We start from the raw sequence: 4,218 nt of genomic DNA on the forward strand, positions 1-4,218 counted from the left end.
CCTCCCCCGCCGGGGCCGCGGCGGCGCGGCCCGGGCGCGCGGGCGCCCTCAGCCTCGCGCGGCGGCCATGGCGGCCTCCGCACCGGCCCGCACCGCGTCGACGACCGGGACGCCGACCCGCCCGGCGAGCTCCGCTGCCAGGCCGATCGTGCTCATCCCGGTGCACGCGAGCATGATGGTCCGCGCGCCCATCGCGACCAGGTCGTCGGCGGCCCGGATCGACGCCTCGACGCCCGCCCGGCCGCGCAGGTCGTGCGTCCGGGTCACGCCCTCGGGCACGAGCGCGGCGACCCGGTGCTCGCCGAGCACCGAGGTGACCGACTCCGGCGTCCGGCGGGTCAGGTCCAGGACCCCCACGCGGCGGCCGAGTTCCAGGGCGCGCCGGGCGGCGGCCGACCCGGCCCCGACGACCGGGACGCGCACGCGCTGGCGGGCTTCGGCCAGCCCGGGGTCGGCAGCGCAGCTGACGAGCAGGGCGTCGACGCCGTCCTCGCGCTCCATCAGCGCGGCCAGGTCGGCGACCTTGGCCGCGGCCCGGGCGAAGGTCGCGTCGTCGTGGACGCCGTTCGGCTGGTCCGGGATGCACCGGGAGGCGGTGTCCACGCCGTAGGCGGCCCGGATGATGCGCCCGTGGGCGTCCAGGTAGGCGGCGTCGTCGGTGGTGACGACCCGGATGATCCCGATCCTCATCCGCTCACCGCCCTCGCGGCCCCCAGCGAGTCCAGGACCTCCGAGGCGAGGCGGACGCAGACGGAGCGCGCCAGCACGACCGGCAGCCCCGACACGGCGGCGGCGTGCGCGCGCATCGCCTCGGTGTAGCCGACGCAGTCCAGCGCGAGGACGTCGGCGCCCGCGCCGGCGAGCCGGCGTGCGGCGCCGGCGAGGTCCGCGGGCGTTGCGGTGTAGGGCGAGCACACGTCGGTGATGACACGCGCGCCGGCCGGCAGCCGGCGGGCGAACTTCGCCGTCGTGTCCGCCTGCTGCTCGCTCAGCGGGCAGACGACCCCGACGCACCCGGTGTCGCCGGCCAGGGCGGCGGTACCGAGGGCGATCATCCGGTCCGGGACGAACAGCGGCTTGGTGTGCCGCGGCTCGGGGAAGCTCCCGGTGCAGGCGAGCAGCACCGCGTCGGCCTCCCGCTCCAGCTCGGCGACGAGGCCGGGCAGCCGCGCGGCCACGAAGGACTCTCCGATGACGACGGAGGAGCCGTCCGCGAGCCGGGTGGTGAGCGCGTGGTCGCCGCCACGCGGCGCGCCCTGGCGGATGTCGGCGGCCGTCAGGCCGTCGAGCACGCCGCGCTCGATGAGGCGGGTGCCCGGGAGCAGCGCGGCGATCTCCGGCGTGAGGTCGGGGCGCGGCGCCTGGCCGATGGTGATGATGCCGAGTCGGGTCATGGTCCCTCCGAGTCAGCGGCTGAAGATGGTGCCGACGGAGTGCACGGAGTCGCCGGCGATGAGCCCGGCGCCGACGAGTGAGATCTCCTGCTCGCCCTTCGCCCCGCGGCGGTGCTGCCACAGGAGGCGGACCGCGAGCCCGCCCAGGACGAGCCACCCCGCGTTGGGCGTGGCCACGAGGAGGCCGGTGGCGAGCAGGACGCCCATCTGGCGGCGGGAGCCGCCGACCAGCTGCACCAGGGCCCCGGGGACCGCCCACAGGGCGAGCTGGACGAGCACCGAGGGGTCGGTGAGGCCCGCCTTGATCGTGTCGGCGTAGACGACGGCCGTCGGCGGGACGGCGCCGTCCTCGAACAGGCCGCGCCACAGCAGCGCGACCATGCCGATGGCGACGGCGAAGCCGATCACGGACGAGAAGAGCTGCTGGCGGCGCCCGTCGAGCTCGAACCGGGTGTAGGGGCGGCGGTCGCGGCGCAGGATCCATCCGGCCTTGAAGTCGTAGCCCATGTCCGCGAAGGCCGGCCCGGTGGCGGCGCAGTAGCCGACCAGCAGGGCCAGCGGCACGGCGGGGATCTCCAGGGCCAGCCCCAGGATGAGGAAGATCAGGGTGACGGCGAAGGCGGGGAACCAGCCCGCGTGCATGGCGGCCAGCCCGACGATGAGCTCGTGGACGAGGGCCGCGACCCCGGCGAAGAGGACGAAGCCGATGATGCCCCACCAGCTCAGGTCCGCCCAGACGCCGCCGGCGACGGCCAGGACGAGGGCGCCCAGGACGAACAGGACGTAGCCCGAGCCCAGGGTCCGACCCAGCTGCCTCCTGCTCACCGTGTAGGCGAGCGAGGGGTCCTCCTCGGCGGCCCGCGCCCGCTCGGCCTCCCGCTCGGCCTCGCGTCGGCTCTGCCGGCCGGCGAGGATGACGACGATCTGGCCGAGGGCGACCACGCCCGCGCCGATCATGACCCCGTGCGGGACGTAGAGGTCGCTGAGGCTGGTGCCGATGACGGCCGGGGCGTACTGCGAGACGAGCAGGCCGAGCGCGAACATGAGCAGCGCCCAGATGTTGCCGATCATCGCGATGCCCGCGGCCGACATCGGCATCCCGAGGAAGGAGGCGCCGACCCCGACCACGCCGCTGCCGAGCAGCAAGGCCGCCTGCTTGCCGCCCCGGTCGCCGGCCCTGATGGTCTCGGCCGCCGCCACGCCCGGGGGCCACGCGGCGTCAGCGGGCATGAACCGGGAGCCGAACGCCCGGTACAGGACGAACACGTCGATGAGCAGGCCCAGGGAGGCGCCCAGGAGCATCGGCCACACCAGGTCGGAGCGGCCGAAGAGGAACGGGATGGCGATCGGCGTGAGGAGGGAGTTGGCGGCGGAGAACGTCGCGCCGGAGATCGACGACTGGATGAGGTTCTGGCGGTTGGTGTTGCGGAACGAGCGCAGCCCCAGCACCCCGACGCGGCCGATGAGCATGGCGATGACCGCGCCGATCACGCTCGTGTTCGGGGAGACGCCCAGCGTCGTGATCATGTGGATGCCGATGATGGCGCCGAGCAGGCTCACCAGGACGGTGACGACCACGACGAGGGGTTCGAAGGCACCCGGATGCCGTTCGGGCTCCGCGCTCTGTGGTTCGGTCGCCGAACCGTGAACGGACGATTCCATGTCTGTCCTTGGGAAGGGGCCGTGTCCACGGCGAGGCTAACGTGACTGGTCAGGGCCACTGAACGCGCGGCCGGCGCGTTGTCGGGGCACGGTGCCCAGGCTGCATTCCGGTTCCCCCGGGTGGCAAACATTTCCCACTATTTGGGAGTTAAGATCACATTTCGACCGCGAAGTGAACGGCTGGTGACATCCGGGGCGTCGTAGGGTGAGGGCCATGTCCAGTGGTTCTCGCGACGGCGCCGGCCCGCTGCAGACCGTCGACCGCGCGCTCGACGTGCTCCTCAGCTACGACGAGTTCCGCTCCAGTTGGGGTGTGCTCGAACTCGCCGCGGAGTTCGGGCTGTCGAAGTCGACCGCCCAGCGGCTGCTCGCGTCACTGGCAGGCAAGGGCTTCCTGCGCGCCGACCCCGACACCCGCCGCTACAGCATGGGGCCCGCCGTGTGGCGCATGGCCGCGGTGTGGGAGCGGTCCGGCGGGCTCTCGGCGCTCGCCGAGCCGACGCTCGCCGACCTGGCCCGCCGCAGCGGCCGCACCGCCCTGTTCTGCGTGCCCGACGGCGCCCATGTGCGCTGCATCGCGGCGGTCAGCGGCACGGAGGGGCCGCGGCGGTCGCACCCGTTCGTCGACGAGCTGTACCCGGCCAACGTCGGCGCCACCTCGCGCGCGCACTTCGCGTTCCTCGAACCGGCCGAGCGGCGCGCGCTCCTGGCGGGGCGGCCCTCCGCCCGCTACTCCGACCTCACCCCGTCCGGGGAGGAAGAGGTGGAGGCCCTCTTCGACGCGACCGCGGCCCAGGGCTACGCCGTCTCCCAGGGGGAGTACGACGCCTCCTCCCGGGCCCTCGCCGTGCCGGTCTTCGGCGGCCGGCGCCCGGCCGGCTCGGTGACCCTGGTGGAGAACAAGCACTGCGCGCACGGGGACGACCTGCTCGAGCACCTGCCCGCGCTGCTGGCCTGCGCCGACGAACTCACCGGCCTGCTCTCCAACCGCCGGCCGCCCGCGCCCACGCGCAACTGGCGGCGCGGGCACCGCGCGTCCGGCCCGCCGCGGGGACCCGACGCGGGCTAGATGATTGAGTCCGATGTCTTCAGTGGTCGTAGGCGATGAGCGAGCGTTTGACCGGGGCGCCGGTCTCCCAGTTGTGCCAGATCACCGCGGCCA

At 74.3% G+C, this 4,218-nt stretch carries 4 protein-coding genes; 1 reads left to right on the forward strand and 3 read right to left on the reverse strand.

Annotation, left to right across the window (positions count from 1 at the left end; translation table 11 throughout):
- Positions 1-48 precede the first annotated feature (48 nt).
- The 3 genes from DEF28_RS25755 to DEF28_RS25765 are packed head-to-tail and all read right to left on the reverse strand — an operon-like array spanning position 49 to position 3,056.
- Positions 49-690, reverse strand: coding sequence for an aspartate/glutamate racemase family protein (locus tag DEF28_RS25755; protein WP_114433619.1), 642 nt, complete (start codon positions 688-690; stop codon positions 49-51).
- Positions 687-1,394, reverse strand: coding sequence for an AroM family protein (locus tag DEF28_RS25760; RefSeq protein ID WP_114400776.1), 708 nt, complete (start codon positions 1,392-1,394; stop codon positions 687-689). Before DEF28_RS25760 ends, DEF28_RS25755 begins: the two co-directional genes overlap by 4 nt.
- 12 nt (positions 1,395-1,406) lie before the next feature.
- A complete protein-coding gene (locus tag DEF28_RS25765) occupies positions 1,407-3,056 on the reverse strand; it encodes an OPT/YSL family transporter (protein WP_114400775.1) in 1,650 nt (549 codons plus the stop codon).
- A gap of 214 nt (positions 3,057-3,270) precedes the next feature.
- On the opposite strand from DEF28_RS25765, the gene DEF28_RS25770 reads away from it, so the two are divergent.
- Complete coding sequence (locus tag DEF28_RS25770) at positions 3,271-4,125, forward strand: IclR family transcriptional regulator (RefSeq protein ID WP_114400774.1); 855 nt, start codon at positions 3,271-3,273, stop codon at positions 4,123-4,125.
- Positions 4,126-4,218: the final 93 nt, after the last annotated feature.

The organism is Marinitenerispora sediminis, from assembly GCF_003336425.1.
Classification (GTDB): domain Bacteria; phylum Actinomycetota; class Actinomycetes; order Streptosporangiales; family Streptosporangiaceae; genus Marinitenerispora; species Marinitenerispora sediminis.

Bases quoted from the DNA above. Each gene is read 5' to 3' on its own strand.
- DEF28_RS25770 (WP_114400774.1), top strand. From the start codon at position 3,271: ATGTCCAGTGGTTCTCGCGACGGCGCCGGCCCGCTGCAGACCGTCGAC.
- DEF28_RS25760 (WP_114400776.1), bottom strand. From the start codon at position 1,394: ATGACCCGACTCGGCATCATCACCATCGGCCAGGCGCCGCGCCCCGAC.
- DEF28_RS25765 (WP_114400775.1), bottom strand. From the start codon at position 3,056: ATGGAATCGTCCGTTCACGGTTCGGCGACCGAACCACAGAGCGCGGAG.
- DEF28_RS25755 (WP_114433619.1), bottom strand. From the start codon at position 690: ATGAGGATCGGGATCATCCGGGTCGTCACCACCGACGACGCCGCCTAC.